15 protein-coding genes are annotated in these 14,914 nt (G+C 35.4%); 11 read left to right on the forward strand and 4 right to left on the reverse strand.

Features of this window, described 5'->3' with window-relative positions; genetic code table 11:
* The first annotated feature begins 96 nt into the window (after window positions 1-96).
* The 5 genes from AAC601_RS14470 (at window position 97) to AAC601_RS14490 (ending at window position 5,317) form a co-directional block, all read left to right on the forward strand.
* A complete protein-coding gene (locus AAC601_RS14470) occupies window positions 97-2,484 on the forward strand; it encodes a TonB-dependent receptor (protein ID WP_303271558.1) in 2,388 nt (795 codons plus the stop codon).
* 179 nt (window positions 2,485-2,663) lie between these two features.
* Window positions 2,664-2,798 carry a hypothetical protein gene (locus AAC601_RS14475; protein ID WP_303271559.1) on the forward strand — a complete coding sequence of 45 codons (135 nt, stop codon included), beginning with the start codon at window positions 2,664-2,666 and terminating at the stop codon, window positions 2,796-2,798.
* 8 nt (window positions 2,799-2,806) lie between these two features.
* Complete coding sequence (locus tag AAC601_RS14480) at window positions 2,807-3,808, forward strand: histidine kinase (protein ID WP_303271560.1); 1,002 nt, start codon at window positions 2,807-2,809, stop codon at window positions 3,806-3,808.
* A gap of 97 nt (window positions 3,809-3,905) precedes the next feature.
* Entirely contained in the window at window positions 3,906-4,565 is a 660-nt protein-coding gene (locus AAC601_RS14485; RefSeq protein WP_303271561.1) for a hypothetical protein, read from the forward strand.
* On the forward strand, window positions 4,562-5,317 hold the full coding sequence (locus AAC601_RS14490) for a LytTR family DNA-binding domain-containing protein (RefSeq protein ID WP_303271562.1): 756 nt from the start codon (window positions 4,562-4,564) through the stop codon (window positions 5,315-5,317). Before AAC601_RS14485 ends, AAC601_RS14490 begins: the two co-directional genes overlap by 4 nt.
* Window positions 5,318-5,356: 39 nt before the next feature.
* Here AAC601_RS14490 and AAC601_RS14495 read toward each other — a convergent pair whose 3' ends face one another.
* Entirely contained in the window at window positions 5,357-6,115 is a 759-nt protein-coding gene (locus AAC601_RS14495; RefSeq protein ID WP_303271563.1) for an SDR family NAD(P)-dependent oxidoreductase, read from the reverse strand.
* A gap of 195 nt (window positions 6,116-6,310) precedes the next feature.
* On the opposite strand from AAC601_RS14495, the gene AAC601_RS14500 reads away from it, so the two are divergent.
* The gene (locus tag AAC601_RS14500; protein WP_303271564.1) at window positions 6,311-7,957 is read left to right on the forward strand and encodes a pseudouridine synthase; all 1,647 of its coding nucleotides are present in this window, start codon (window positions 6,311-6,313) and stop codon (window positions 7,955-7,957) included.
* 55 nt (window positions 7,958-8,012) lie between these two features.
* Window positions 8,013-8,471, forward strand: a complete 459-nt coding sequence (locus AAC601_RS14505) for a DUF6438 domain-containing protein (protein WP_303271565.1) — start codon at window positions 8,013-8,015, stop codon at window positions 8,469-8,471.
* On the opposite strand, the gene AAC601_RS14510 is transcribed toward AAC601_RS14505, so the two are convergent.
* The gene (locus AAC601_RS14510; protein WP_303271566.1) at window positions 8,472-8,993 is read right to left on the reverse strand and encodes a hypothetical protein; all 522 of its coding nucleotides are present in this window, start codon (window positions 8,991-8,993) and stop codon (window positions 8,472-8,474) included.
* Complete coding sequence (locus AAC601_RS14515) at window positions 8,986-9,522, reverse strand: helix-turn-helix transcriptional regulator (protein WP_303271567.1); 537 nt, start codon at window positions 9,520-9,522, stop codon at window positions 8,986-8,988. The genes AAC601_RS14510 and AAC601_RS14515 overlap by 8 nt, the downstream gene beginning before the upstream one ends.
* Before the next feature lie 113 nt (window positions 9,523-9,635).
* On the opposite strand from AAC601_RS14515, the gene AAC601_RS14520 reads away from it, so the two are divergent.
* The 4 genes from AAC601_RS14520 (at window position 9,636) to AAC601_RS14535 (ending at window position 11,788) form a co-directional block, all read left to right on the forward strand.
* Window positions 9,636-9,893 (forward strand): YtxH domain-containing protein, encoded by a 258-nt coding sequence (locus AAC601_RS14520; protein WP_303271568.1) that lies wholly within the window; start codon window positions 9,636-9,638, stop codon window positions 9,891-9,893.
* Window positions 9,894-9,952: 59 nt separating this feature from the next.
* Complete coding sequence (locus tag AAC601_RS14525) at window positions 9,953-10,444, forward strand: DNA starvation/stationary phase protection protein (RefSeq protein ID WP_303271569.1); 492 nt, start codon at window positions 9,953-9,955, stop codon at window positions 10,442-10,444.
* A 157-nt stretch (window positions 10,445-10,601) separates the two neighbouring features.
* Window positions 10,602-11,378, forward strand: a complete 777-nt coding sequence (locus AAC601_RS14530; RefSeq protein WP_303271570.1) for a UDP-2,3-diacylglucosamine diphosphatase — start codon at window positions 10,602-10,604, stop codon at window positions 11,376-11,378.
* Window positions 11,379-11,395: 17 nt separating this feature from the next.
* Window positions 11,396-11,788 carry a hypothetical protein gene (locus AAC601_RS14535; protein ID WP_303271571.1) on the forward strand — a complete coding sequence of 131 codons (393 nt, stop codon included), beginning with the start codon at window positions 11,396-11,398 and terminating at the stop codon, window positions 11,786-11,788.
* An 86-nt stretch (window positions 11,789-11,874) separates the two neighbouring features.
* On the opposite strand, the gene gcvP is transcribed toward AAC601_RS14535, so the two are convergent.
* A complete protein-coding gene (gene gcvP / locus AAC601_RS14540) occupies window positions 11,875-14,787 on the reverse strand; it encodes an aminomethyl-transferring glycine dehydrogenase (protein WP_303271572.1) in 2,913 nt (970 codons plus the stop codon).
* Window positions 14,788-14,914: the final 127 nt, after the last annotated feature.

Genomic DNA, 14,914 nt, shown 5'->3' on the forward strand with positions numbered 1-14,914 from the left:
CATCCTTAATTTTTTCGCGTTGGGTAGGTTTTATTATTTTGAAAACCGGATTGACCCTTTATTTGCCTTCATAAATCAACAGAAATTATGCAAGCCATGAGAAAGTTTGTAATAACAATTCTACTATCGATGGCAGTATCCATCGGAATTTCCCAAGAAAAAGAAAGGGAAGTCACGTATACGCAAAATGTTAGAGGTATAATCGTAGACAAAGTGACCCAATCACCTTTACCGGGGGCCAGCGTCAAGATTGTGAACAGCGACCCATTGAAAGGAGCGACAGCTGATGTAAACGGACAATTTTTATTAGAAGATGTGGAAATTGGTAGAGTCAGCTTGGAGGTTTCCTATATTGGATATGAAACCATTGCAATTAATCAATTACAAGTTAATACAGGCAAAGAATTAGTCTTGAATATTGAATTACAAGAGAATATTGAAGAATTATCGGAAGTGACTGTTAAAGCCAACCAGAACCCACAAAATGCTTCTAACGATCTGGCATTGGTCAGCGCCCGAGGATTTGATATGGAAGAAACAAACAGATATGCTGGGGCTAGAAATGACCCTGCTAGAATGGCTCAAAACTTTGCAGGAGTTAGTGGAGCCAATGATTCAAGAAATGATATTGTCATCAGGGGAAACTCTCCCAGTGGTGTTTTATGGAGATTAGAAGGAGTTGACATCCCTAATCCCAACCATTTTGGAGCATTAGGCACCACCGGTGGCCCCGTAAGTATTTTAAATAATAACCTTTTGGCCAAGAGTGATTTTATGACTAGTGTCTTTCCATCCGAATATGGAAATGCTACTGCAGGGGTGTTTGATTTGAAAATGAGGAAAGGGAATTCTTTTAAAAGGGAGCATATTTTTCAAGTGGGCTTCAATGGGTTTGAACTAGGTACTGAAGGTCCAATAGGCACGGAAGGGGGTGCTTCTTATTTACTGAACTACAGGTACTCAACTTTAGCGTTGATGGATGAAGTTGGATTATCTCCTGGCACGGGAAATGCAGTGCCTTATTATCAAGATTTTTCAGCTAAAATAGACGTGCCTACTAAAAAGCTAGGAAAGTTCAGCCTATTCGCCATTGGTGGCAAAAGCAATATAGATTTAGTAGGGACAGAAACAGACACCACCGAAACAGATTTGTATTCTGATATCTCTCAAAACATCTATAATTCAGCCAAAATGGGGGTGATAGGGCTTTCCAATACTCAATATTACAATAATGACACTTATGGCATTTTCACTCTTTCAGCGGACTATACCTTTACCGGTAATATAGTAGATTCCTTAAGCACTGAAAACCGAATTCCTCAGCCATTCTACAGGAGCAATTATGGATTGACTAAATATCGGGCGCAATACCATTTTCATCAGAAAGTCAATGCCAAGCATAATTATGTCACTGGTTTTAATTATGATGTTTATTCATTCAACTTGCAGGACAGTATTTATAGAGCTTCAACTGATGATTTTAGAAATTTACGAGATGAACAAGGAGTTTCAGGCTTGGCGCAGGGCTTCTTTCAATGGCAATATAGGATAACTGAAAAACTGGATGCTACGGCTGGCTTACATTACCAGTATTTCGCCTTCAATGGCTCACAACAAATAGAACCACGACTAGGGGTAAACTATCAGCTTAATAAGCAAAACAGCTTGAAGTTTGGTTATGGATTGCATAGTCAGCTTCAAGTAATGCCCATCTATTTCTTAGAAACTCAACAAGCTGGAAATGGAAAAATCAGAACGAATGAAAATCTGGATTTTACAAAATCACATCATTTTGTAGCTGGGTTTAATCATCTATTTACGAGAGATTTCAAGTTAAGCACAGAGGTATACTACCAACACTTATACGATGTTGCAGTGGAAAGGAGAAGTAGCTCTTTCTCAATGCTCAATGCAGGAGCTGATTTTGGCGTTCCGAATGTCGATAGCTTGGTTAATACAGGTATCGGCACAAATTATGGTTTCGAATTGACAATGGAAAAAAGCTTTAGCAATAATTATTATTTCCTTGCCACGGCTTCCATCTTTGAATCAAAATATCAGGGCAGTGACGGTAAATGGCGAAATACTGCCTTTAATAGCCAATACGTGCTGAATGGTCTATTAGGAAGAGAATTTGAATTAGGTTCTAAGAACAGAGTTTTGGCCATAGATCTTAAAAGTACCTATGCTGGAGGACAATATGTAACGCCAATAGATTTGGAAGCTTCGAGACTAGCTAAAGAAATGGTATTAGATAGTAAAAATGCATATTCAGTAAAAAATCCGGACTATTTCAGAACGGATTTTAAAATAAGTTTTAGGATGAACAGTAAAAAATTAACCCATGAATGGGCCTTGGATATTCAAAATGTATTTAATACCCAAAACCTTTTCCGAAGAACTTACAATCCTGAAACAGAACAAATAGTGAAAAACAATCAATTAGGGATATACCCTATCCCGCAATATAGGTTGACATTTTAAACAGGACACAAAACTTTTCCAAAGTTTTACCTAGTGAAAGATGAAGGATTATTTTAAATAGTTGGAAATCTGTCAATTATCAACTTTGGAAAAGTTATACAATAAAGTAATACTGAAGTCAGATTTTTAAACAATAATCAAATTACAAATTGTCAAAACTTCAAAATTTAGAAGAAATCATGAGAAAGAAATGGAATAATCTCAGCAAATTAGAAGCAACAATTTTTAAGATTCTCATTGTGTTGGTGTTAGGTTTATTCATTTTTACAATGGGTGTAGAAGCAGGAAATACAATTTATAAAGCCATTAATTAAGGTTGAAAATGATAATAAAGGAGCCATACGATCGATATTTAATGATGCTCGGGTTAGCAACTGTTTTGACAGTTACTAATCCTAAAGGCCCTTTTTTGACTGTTTTTTTTATCACCTTAGCCTTTACTTTTGCCTATTGGGAAGGCAATTATCATATCGTGAGCTGGGTAAGAATCAAATTTCCAGCGCTAAAAGACACCAAAAAGAGGATATTCACTCAAGTTGGCTGGTCATTTCTATATACCATCGGAATAGCTAGCTTCTTGGTACTCATGTTGCATTTTTTAGGATTTGTGCCTTATAGCAAACAATATCATTTTTATAATATCGCATTAGGCTTGGGAATTACCATCATAATTTCAATCATTTATGAAACCATCTGCTATTTCCAGCTCTGGAAAGATGCACTTTTAGAAAGTGAAAGGTTGAAAAAAGTAGAAGCTCGGTTACAGTATGAAAGCTTGAAGAACCAAGTCAATCCACATTTTCTTTTCAACAGTTTAAATACGCTGTCTTCCTTGATTTCAGTTAACCCTGAAAAGGCAGAATTATTTGTTCAGGAATTTTCTAAAATTTATCGTTATGTTTTGGAGGTAAGAGACAAAAGCTTTGTGCCTCTCAGACAGGAGCTGGATTTTGTGGATTCTTATATTTTTTTACAAAAAATTCGCTTTGATGACCATTTACATTTTGAAAAAAGCATTCAAGATGAAAAAAATGATTTGTTTATCCCACCATTGATTCTTCAGAACCTGGTTGAGAATTGCATCAAGCATAATACTATCAATCAGAGAAACCCACTTAAAATTAAAGTTGAAATAGTAGACGGAAGATTGTTGGTAATTAACAATTTGCAAGAAAGAAAAGAGGACTATACATCAACCAAAACGGGGCTATATAATATCGAGCAAAGGTTTAAACTACTAAATGGTGAGGCACCGAAATTTTATCAGGAAAATGGGCAATTCATTGCGGAGATTAAGCTTCAAACATTAAGTGTAGACCCTTGAAAGGCAAATAGGCTAAGCACTTTTTCGGCAATGAAACCTTGCAGTTTTTAGAACCACAGATACAGTAGCAATTAAATAGAACTAAATCCTTATAAGAATGGAGAATACATATCAAACCCTTTTAATAATTCACATTATCGCAGGATTTACTGGTCTGATAAGTGGCTTACTCAATATGCTTATGAAGAAGGGAGGTAAAACTCACCGAATAGTAGGCAAAGTGTTTGTGGTCGGAATGATACTTTCATCCATCATAGCATTGACTATGGCAAGCATCAAAACGAACTATTTTCTATTCGTGGTGGGTGTATTTACCATTTATTTGGTTGGGACTGGTAATCGGTACATTTACCTCAAGCTGCTAGGAAAAACACAGAATCCAAAAATCTTAGATTGGGTGCTTTCTGGGGGTATGTTTTTCATGAGTATTGCTTTTGTTTTTCTCGGAGTAACACTGTTGAAAGATCAACAAAATTCATTTGGTATTGTCCCAATAGTGTTCGCTTTCGTTGGTTTCGGAAGTGTGCGAGTAGATTTATTAAATTATACTGGTAGAATTAAATCTTCGCAATTTTGGCTTAAAGCTCATATTTCAAGAATGTCAGGCGGATTTATTGCCGCTTCAACTGCATTTTTAGCCGTGAATGGACCTAAAATTCCGTTGGAAATCCCAACATTTGTTTATTGGTTGTTACCAACAATATTGATCACCCCTTTAATTACAAAATGGAGTAGAAAATTAAGAATGAAGAAATGAATGCTGTAATAATTGAAGATGAGAAATTAGCTGCTCAGAAGCTGGAGTCTATGTTGTCTAAAATACAACCTAGCTTAAAAATAATTAAACTGATGGGAAGCATTGAAGAGGCGGTTGAGTTCTTTCAAAATGAAGTTCAAGTAGACTTAGTTTTTCTAGATATTCATTTATCCGATGGAAGTAGTTTTAATATTTTTGATCAAGTAGAAATTACAGCTCCAATCATTTTCACTACTGCTTATGATGAATATGCACTGAAAGCATTTAAGGTGAACAGTATTGATTATTTACTGAAACCCATTGCACAAAGCGATTTAAGAGCCGCTTTGGATAAATTAATGAACATTTCAGCCAATGGTAGCAGCAATGATATCGAAAAACTTATTACTGCATTCAGAACAAATCAAGCAGCACACAAGCAAAGGTTTTTGCTGACCTATGGAAGCCAAATAAAATCCATCAGAACAGAAGATACTGCATATTTTTATGCGGACAATAAGATGGTATTTTTAGTGAATCAAGATGGTCATAAATATGTGACGGATGAAACGATGGATCAAATAGAAGCGGTACTAGATCCAATGGAATTTTTTCGCGTAAATAGAACATTTTTGATTGGCATAAATTCAATTACGAAAATGAACACTTATTCCCGTAGTAGAATAAAAATTGATTTGGTTCCTGCATGTGAGAAAGAATGCATTGTGAGCACTGAAAAATGTGCTGACTTTAAAAGATGGTTGGGTAAATAAGGAGGCTATTCTTAGTAATGTAAGAATAGCTTTCCAAGATTAGGCCGTCATGCCACCATCAACAGGATTTACTGTTCCTGTGATAAAGCTACTCTCATCACTTCCTAAAAATAACATTAGTTTTGCTACGTCTTCATTGGTTGCATAGCGTTGCAATGGGATACTTTGTTCAAATCCTTTTTTGGCTTCTGCTCCTGCACCTGGCGCAAAGCCTTCTTCCAAAGAGCGCATCATTCTGTTGTCAACAGGTGATGGGTTTACAGTATTTACTCGGATTTTATGAGGAGCTCCTTCCAAAGCAGCGGATTTCATCATTCCAATCACAGCATGTTTGCTGGTTACATAAGGTAAAACATTTGGGGTTCCCATCAAGCCAGCAACGGAGGAAGTAATTACAATACTACCACCCTCTTTATTATTTTTCATCACTGGAAAAACATGTCTCAATCCATAAAAAACACCCTTTATATTTACGTTCAGTACTTGATCAAATACTTCTAAAGGATATTCATCCAAGGGAGCTACTTTACCTTCGACTCCTGCATTATTGTAGAAAATATCGATACCTCCCATTTTTTCCACTGCGTATTGTACATATTTTAATACCTCGTTTTCTTGGCTAACGTCTGCTTTGTAAATAAAAAGCTTTTCAGAAGCTAATTCCTCTTTCGTTTTTTCTAAATCTGTATCCTTTAGATCAGTAATGAGTACCATGGCTCCTTTAGCTAATAATTCTTTTGCTAGCGCCTTTCCAATAGCGCCACTTCCCCCTGTGATAACAATTCTTTTATTTTTCATAATTGTAAGTTTAAGTTCTAATAATGAGAACGTTATGTCTTGATAGAGGTTAGTGAGTTTAATTATAAAATATGATGATTTATATCACTTAATTTGATTCTGATAATCGAATTATAGTATTGAGCTAAGCTTATATTTACTTAATTTTGTTTCTCTAAATAATTACAGCCTCAGGCATTTCATATTTCCCAACCTATGCAGGACACTCACTTCATAAACTTCAATTCTGACATTTCTAATTTTACTTTGCCTAAGAGATTCACTTTCCCATTTTCTTATGAACCCCATCCACTTACGGAACTTGCCGCAAATGAGCTACAAGAAGTCTTGAAGTCTGCTAAAATACGCAATGAAATAAGTGGCAAAATGTACGGTGTTTTAGTAGTCAAAAACCAGAAGGGAGAATTAGGGTATTTATGTTCCTTTTCAGGGCAAGACTATCAAGGGACACCTCCCATCAACTTTGTGCCACCAATTTATAACAGATTGGAAATTGAGGGCTTCTATAAAAAAGGGGAACAAGAATTAGATAGCATCAATAACAAAATTAAGTTGCTCGAAGAAGATCCAAACTTCATCCACTTAATGGATCAGCTCAAATTACAGAGTAAGAGATCAAATGTCGAATTAAAATTGGAGCAGGAAAAAAAGCAAAAGTTGAAGGCAATTAGAAAGGAAAAGAGGGAAGAGGGAATGATTGAATTGAGTCCAAATGCCTTTGATAAGCTGGACGAGAAGCTACGAAAAGAAAGTAGAAACGAAGATTATGACTACAAAAAGCTTCTTAAGAAGTGGAAGAAAAAAATAGCAACGATCCAATCAAAAGTAGCGACATATGAATCTCAAATTCAACAATTAAAAAAGGAAAGGAAAAAGAAATCAACTCAACTTCAAAAGCAGATTTTCGATCAATATCAATTTTTAAATGTCAAGGGAAATAGGAAGGGTTTAGAAGAAGTATTTGAAGAATTTGGCTATCCTCCATCCGGTGCTGGCGATTGTGCATTACCCAAATTATTACAATACGCTTTTGAAAATCATTATAAACCTTTGGCAATGGGCGAATTTTGGTGGGGGAACGCTCCTAAATCTGAATTACGGAAAGAGGGAAGATTTTATCCTGCTTGCAGTGGAAAATGCAAACCTGTTTTAGGACATATGCTCACAGGCCTGCAGCTAGAACAAGATCCCCTTTTGCTGTACACTGCGGAAGATAAAGTAGTCGAAACTTTGTATGAAGACAAACAGATTGTGGTGATTGTAAAGCCTGCTGGCTTGCTAAGTATTCCTTCCAAAGAGATCAAGGATTCCGTACTGATCAGAATGCAAAAAAAGTATCCCAAAGCCTCTGGTCCATTGTTAGCTCACCGTTTAGATAAAATGACTTCAGGGATCATGTTAATCAGCAAAGATTTAGAAAGCCATAAGTATTTGCAAAAGCAATTTATGGATAAAACTATCCAAAAGAGATATTCTGCTGTTTTGGAGGGAGCATTGTCAAAGCAAGAAGGAGAAATCAGTTTACCCTTAGCGGTGGATGAGGATAATCGTCCCATGCAGAAGGTAGATTTTGAAGCAGGTAGGAAAGCACTGACTCAATGGAAATTAATCAAACAGACTGAAAATAGATGTGAAGTTGTATTTTTTCCAATAACGGGAAGAACACATCAACTTAGGGTTCACGCAGCGCATCCTCAAGGACTAGATGCGCCCATAGTTGGAGATACACTTTATGGTAAAAAAGATGAAAGGCTTATGTTGCATGCTGGATACATTCAATTTAAGCACCCCAAAACTGAAGAATTATTGGAATTTGAAAACAAGGCAGATTTTGGATTGTAACTAAATGAGTTCATTTCTGTATAAACAATAGGTTCAAGTATAAATTAAACCAACTATGTTAAAGATAACAAGATCAATAGCAGCAGCAATAATTGTTTTTTCATTAGTATCATGTTCTAATAGTAAAAGTCTAAGCTCTAAAAATGTAGAGGAAATCTTTAGTTTAAATTCTGCACCTTGTCAAACTTCATGTCCCGCATTTGAATTGTCTCTATATGGAGATAAAACCTTGATATTTATAGGGGAAGAAAACACAGCATTGAATGGAAGACATAAACAAACCCTTACTGATGAGCAATTTGAAGCATTACTTGGAATTATTGAAACTGCTGACTGGGCAACTTTGAATGATAATTATCAATCTAAAGTGCAAAACCTACCAACACAAAAATTTACATATAATCGCAATGGTATCAATAAAAGAGTATCAAGGTTTGGAGGAGGTCCTGAATCGATTTCAAATCTTTCCGATGCAATCCTGAAATTTGTTGAAGTGCAGGTGTTTAATAAGTAATCAGTTCTTTTTTAAGTACTTTTTCGGAAGTTTTTTATCAGCAGATTCATTGCTCCAAAAGACCGACATTATGTACCATCTGTCCTCTCCTTTCAATAATTGAATACTATTAATCCCTCTTCTCTCAATTGGGCCATCTTCTGAGGTGCGTACTGCATAGGTGCTAAAACAGTGTGCAATATTACCGAAAGATTCAGTGATTCTGAAAAGTTCCTGTTCATAGAAAGCTGTTCCACCCCTGTTCGTTTGGTACATTTTAACATACTCCTCTGGAGTCCAATAATTGTAGCTGACTTCGCCAGTTTCTGATTTTTGAGTTGGGATTAATTTCGCATCAGCAGAAAACAGATATTTAAATCTTTCCCAATCTCTTTCTTCCTCAGCAGGTCCAGAAATCACGGCTGTTAAAGCAGACATTATAGCATCAACAGATTGAACATCCTGATCGTAATTTTGTGCAAATGTCAAATTGCAAGAGAAAAATAATGGTAGTAGGAATGCGATTTTTGTTAAATTATTCATGGTTTTTGTCTAGAATTTTAATTAAATCAGTGTTGCTTCTTAATACAGTCAACAGAATATCTAATAAGTTCTCATAGTCACCTGACAACTTTTTATTCAACTCTTCAGCATCAGTACTAGATTCCACCCTCATCTTATGAAATGCCCTAAACCCTTCAACCACTTTGTGGATATCCTTGTTTTGATCTTTCAGTTTTTTGATTTTTTCATCTGGATTATGATTCCCTTTAAGAGCATTCACTCTGTCTTTTAATCCTTGTATAGGAAACCTTTCTTCAAAAATTTTAAATGGACTTTTTTCGGACGGGATTTTTTTAGGAGAAAATTGTAAATCTTCATTTACGATCTGGTGGATATCTATTCCAAAGAAATCTGCAATTTTGACCAAGTTTTCTATACTTGGCTGTGCAAGTTCTTTTTCATACGAAGCAATATTACCTCTTTTCAGTCCAACAGCCTCAGCCATTGCTGTTTGACTCAAGCCCTTTTGGGTCCTGAGATATTTTATATTGTTTGCTATTTTTGTCATTTGTCAACAATATTAACATTTATCGAGGAAAAATGTCAATATATGTAACATTTTTTTGATCTGCAGGTTAATATAGATAGAAATTAATCAATAAACATAAAATTATAATCGCTATGAATAACGGAGTAAAAATTTTGACAGGATTTAGTTTAGGATTGTTAACAGGAGCAGTAGCAGGTCTTCTTTATGCGCCAGAAAAAGGTGATAAAACCAGAAAGAAATTAAAAAAGAATGTCGATAAATCATATAAAGATTCAATGAAAAAAATTGATGAACTGAAATCGACATTAAATAAGGAGATTGATAGTGTTTCATCTAAAGGAAAAGAAACTATCGATCAATTGAAGGAGTCAGTCAATTATAAAAATTGATAACTGGTTTGATATTAAAATGTTAACCACGTTTAATACAAGTTAAAAAAATAATTTTTATGAGTACAACAGTTGATAAAAGATATAGAAAATTAGGTTTCGACAAGTCAGAAACTGACAAATTGGTAGAAGTGATGAATGCATTGCTTGCAAATTATCACATGCATTATCAAAAATTACGAAACTTTCATTGGAATGTGAAAGGCGCGGATTTCTTTGATTTGCATGAACAATTTGAGGAAAGGTATGATATAGCCAAAGAAAGTATTGATGAAATAGCAGAGAGAATTAGGGTGTTTGGACATACGCCTCTCAGTAACTTAAGTGATTACATAGAGCATTCAAATATTAAAGAGTCTCCATCCGATTTACCTGCGGAGGAAATGGTTCAAGAAATTTTAAATGACTATCAGATATTATTATCCTTTTTAACAGATGCAATGAATGCAGCTATTGATATAGGAGATGTAGGTACTGAAGATATGTTAAACACTTTTATCCAAGATATGGAAAAGCATCACTGGATGTTAAGTTCATTTTTGGGTAAATAAGGTTTTTTCCATCATGAAAAAAAAGCTGGGTTTTTAAAGCTCAGCTTTTTTTGTTTCTGGCCATGTGTTGGTTCTTTGGTTCATTTTAAAAGATTTTATTGTTAAATGAAAAATATAGTTAGGATTTAGTATGCTTTTTTTAGCTTTGTAGCCGATCATGAAAACCCTAAAACTGGACATACCGGCCTCTAAAAAAATATACTTTGCGTCAGACTTTCATTTGGGTGCCCCTAATTCAGAAGAGAGCCATAAACGAGAACAAAGAATAGTGCGGTGGATGAATCATATACAAAAAGATGCATCAGCTTTATTTTTAGTTGGAGATATATTTGATTTTTGGCATGAATATAAAACAGTTGTTCCCAAAGGATTTGTTCGCTTTCAAGGAAAACTAGCTGAATTGGCAGATGGTGGATTACCGATCTATTTTTTTACCGGAAATCACGATATGTGGATGTTTGGTTATTTTAAAGAAGAATTAGGTATTGATTTATTTAGAGAACCCTTAACATTATTGGCTAATGATAAGAAGTTTTTAATTGGGCATGGAGATGGATTAGGGCCAGGTGATAGGCAATATAAATTTCTCAAAAAAGTATTTGCTAATAAATTATGTCAATGGCTTTTTAGACAAATTCATCCAGATTTGGGAATCAGAATTGCTAATAGTTGGTCAGCAAGTAGCAGAATAAGTAGTAGTACTGTTGAGACAGAAAAGTTTTTAGGTGAAGGGGAGTGGCTCTGGACTTACGCAAAAGAGATTGAAAAGCATACTCATTACGATTATTTTGTCTTCGGGCATAGGCATTTACCGCTCGATTTAGAAGTAGCAGAAAATTCTCGTTACATAAATTTAGGGGAATGGGTGAATTATAATACTTTTGCATCTTTTAATGGCAAAGATTTTGTGTTAGAAAAATTTGAGGATGATTAATTACTGCCCAAAATAATATGATAAGAGTTTTACTATTACTTACATTTTTATGTCTTTCGCTCTCTGCTTCCCTTGCTCAAAACAAATCGAGGGATAGCGTAGAAGTTGAAAGTATTGAAAAAGATGGGAGAGTTAGTTATCCAAAAAAATTATTGGTTAATCCTGAGTTTGATTTTAAATTAAAGAAGACAGAAACTGGGAAATTCACAATCAGTTTTTATAAAGAAGATGATAAAGCCGTGAAAATCAAGATTTATGATTTGATTGGCAATTTGATAAAACAGGAAACCATTTCTAAATCTGGTTTATATACAAAGGAATACGATTTGTCTTATTATAATCCAAAGTTTTTCATTGTGGAGGCAGGTAGTTCTCAATACAATAAAACGAAGTCTATTATCGTAGAATAAACCTTACTACTAAAGAGTTTTTAATCAAAAAACCCTCTCAGCATTCAATCTGAGAGGGTTTTTATTTGAAATTTTAATACCGGAGCTTAAGCTAATGCTTCTTCTGGTTTTTCCTCATATTCTGAAACCGGAATACAGCTACACATTAAGTTTCTATCTCCATATGCACTATCAATTCTACTGACGCTAGGCCAGAATTTATTGTGGCGAATAGATTCTAACGGGAATACAGCTTTTTCTCTGGTATATGGAAGCTCCCACTTTTCTGCTAATGCTACAGACATAGTATGTGGTGCATTCTTTAGGACATTTTCATTTTTATCGGCTTTTCCATCGGCAACTTCCTGAATTTCCTTTCTAATAGAAATCATGGCTGTGCAAAATTTATCTAGTTCCATTTTGCTTTCACTTTCTGTAGGCTCTATCATCATAGTTCCAGGAACAGGGAATGATAAAGTTGGAGAGTGATAACCATAGTCCATTAATCGTTTAGAAATATCTTCCGCTTCAATGCCAAAATCTTTAAAGCCTCTGCAATCAATTATCATTTCATGAGCAGCCCTACCTTTTTGGTTAGTGTAAAGGACTGGATAATGATCAGCTAGCCTTTCTTTAATGTAATTTGCATTTAAAATGGCAATTTGAGTTGCTGCTTTGAGTCCTTTAGCACCCATCATGCAAATATAAGCGTAACTAATAGCTAATATACTTGCACTTCCCCAAGGGGCTGCAGAGATTGCTGAAATAGCCTGATTGCCTCCGGTTGGAATTAATGGGTTACCTGGTAAGAAATCCTGCAAATGTTCAGCAACGCAGATTGGCCCCATACCTGGTCCACCTCCACCGTGAGGAATACAGAATGTTTTGTGAAGATTTAAATGGCAAACATCAGCACCGATGTTTGCTGGAGAAGTTAAACCTACTTGAGCATTCATATTGGCACCATCCATGTAAACCTGCCCACCATTGTCATGAATTACCTGACAGATTTCCTGAATACTTTCTTCAAATACACCATGTGTAGAAGGATAGGTTACCATTAGGGCAGCTAAATTATTTTTGTATTCTTCTGCCTTAGCTTTTAGATCATCTAAATCAATATTTCCTTTGTCATCGCATTTCGTGATTACGACTTTCATTCCTGCCATTACTGCACTAGCAGGGTTTGTTCCATGAGCTGAGGAAGGAACGATAGTCACGTTCCTGTGATCTTCCCCTCTGCTTTGATGAAAAGCTCTTATTACCATTAAACCTGCATATTCACCTTGAGCTCCTGAGTTGGGTTGTAAAGATGTTGCCGCAAAACCTGTAATTTCAGTTAGCATGTTTTCTAGCTTAATAAACATTTCTCTATAACCCAAAGCCTGTTCCTTTGGTGCATAAGGGTGGATATGAGCTAACTTTGGCCAAGAAACAGGAATCATTTCTGCTGTGGCATTTAATTTCATTGTGCATGATCCTAATGAAATCATGGAATGAACGAGCGAAAGATCTTTATTTTCTAATCTTTTGATGTAGCGAAGCATTTCATGCTCGGCATGGAATTGATTGAATACAGGATGCTCCATGAAATTGCTTTCACGAATCAATTGCTTAGGCCAATCTAAATCTAATTGATCAACTTTATCATCAACATTATATTTATTGGCATCTTCATCAACCACAAGTGCGAATATTTCCAACAATTCTTTTACGTCATGAATTCTAGTTGTCTCATTCAAAGCGATTGAAACTGTATGAGTTCCGCTAAGATTTAAATTGATTTTCCGCTCGTACAATAACGAATGGAGTTTTTCTCTTAGTTTTTCTGATTCTAGTTGGATTGTGATTGTATCAAAGAAATTCTTATTATCAATCTCATAACCAAGGGTTGTTAATCCATTAGCTAATAATTTTGCTAGTGAATGAGTTCGTATAGCAATTTTCTTCAATCCCATAGGGCCATGATAAACCGCATACATTCCAGACATGATAGCTAATAGTACTTGCGCTGTGCAAATATTTGAAGTAGCTTTTTCCTTCTTGATATGCTGCTCTCTAGTTTGCAGTGCCATACGGTAGGCCTTATTGCCGTGTTTATCTATGGAAACACCAATAATTCTCCCTGGTATTTGTCTTTTATATTTGTCTCTGGTTGCAAAATATGCTGCATGAGGGCCCCCATAGCCTAATGGAATGCCAAATCTTTGAGAAGTTCCTACCACGCAGTCAGCACCCATTTCACCAGGAGGTGTTAATAATGCTAAGGATAATAAGTCTGCCGCTATTGTTGAAAATACATTATTTTCTAAAGCCGCTTCAATATAAGGTTTAAGATCTAATACTTCTCCCTTGACATTGATCTGCTGAGCGTAGAAACCGAATATTTCTGGGTCATTCACATCTAACTGCGTGAGATCAGCAAATCGTAATTCTATACCAAGCGGATTGGCCCTTGTTTTAAGCAAGTCGATAGTTTGAGGGAACGTATTTTCGTCTACAAAGAAAACTTTTGCGTCTTTCTTTTTACCTTTCCTTAATCCGAAAAACATACTCATCGCTTCTGCTGCTGCTGTACCTTCATCTAACAACGAAGCATTTGCGATTTCCATACCGGTTAGATCGATGACCATTGTTTGGAAGTTAACCAATGCCTCTAATCTTCCTTGCGCGATTTCTGCTTGATAAGGAGTGTAAGCAGTGTACCAACCTGGATTCTCCAAGATGTTTCTTTGAATCACACCGGGTGTATGAGTATTATAATAACCTAATCCTATGTAAGATCTGAAAATCTGATTTTTATCAGCTACATCTCTAAAAGATTCTAAGAATTCAAATTCGGTTTGCGCCTCAGGGAGGTTCAAATCCTTCTTCAATTGGATCGCTTTAGGAATGGTTTCATCAATGAGATGTTCTAAAGAATCGGCTTTTACCGTTTTCAGCATCTCCGATATTTGCTGATTATCCGGTGCATTATGCCTTACATCAAATCTTTCTTGGTACAGAGGGTTTAATTTCATAATATTTGAAAGTATCTTTAATAAATATTTTAGATATTACGGACTGTTTCGTGCCACAAAAGTACAATATATTATTTAGGAATTTTGTTCACATAACAGTAAAAATTTTAAATAAATTTACCTTAAA

The organism is uncultured Marivirga sp., assembly GCF_963974845.1.
GTDB classification, from domain to species: Bacteria; Bacteroidota; Bacteroidia; order Cytophagales; family Cyclobacteriaceae; genus Marivirga; species Marivirga harenae.